Origin of the sequence: Halomonas sp. SIMBA_159 (assembly GCF_046536035.1) — a bacterium.
Classification (GTDB): domain Bacteria; phylum Pseudomonadota; class Gammaproteobacteria; order Pseudomonadales; family Halomonadaceae; genus Vreelandella; species Vreelandella venusta_A.
Genome location: NZ_JAWJBT010000976.1, coordinates 1 through 257 on the forward strand (window position 1 = coordinate 1; position 257 = coordinate 257).

The 257-nt window shown below is 50.6% G+C and carries 1 pseudogene; it reads right to left on the reverse strand.

Features of this window, described 5'->3' with window-relative positions:
* Positions 1-257: pseudogene (locus R0J87_RS22155) on the reverse strand (N-acetylglucosamine-6-phosphate deacetylase); the annotation flags it as partial.

A 257-nucleotide genomic window follows, 5' to 3' on the forward strand; every position in this document is an offset into this window, starting at 1 on the left:
CGCCATCCTTAACGCTTCAGCCGGATCAACAGCTAACACCTGGACTGCATACTTTACCGCTGCTGCCATATCTAACACCGAACCGGCCAGGGAGCCGGCCTCGTTAGTCAGCTTACTGCCTTCACGTATTACTTTTCCGGTAAAGAAATCAAATTCTGTGTCATCAGTTCCTACCGGTGACATAGCATCTGTCACTATCATTAGTTTGCCGCGTGGTTTAGCCGCCAGTGCTACTTTTGCCGCAACCGGGTGCATAT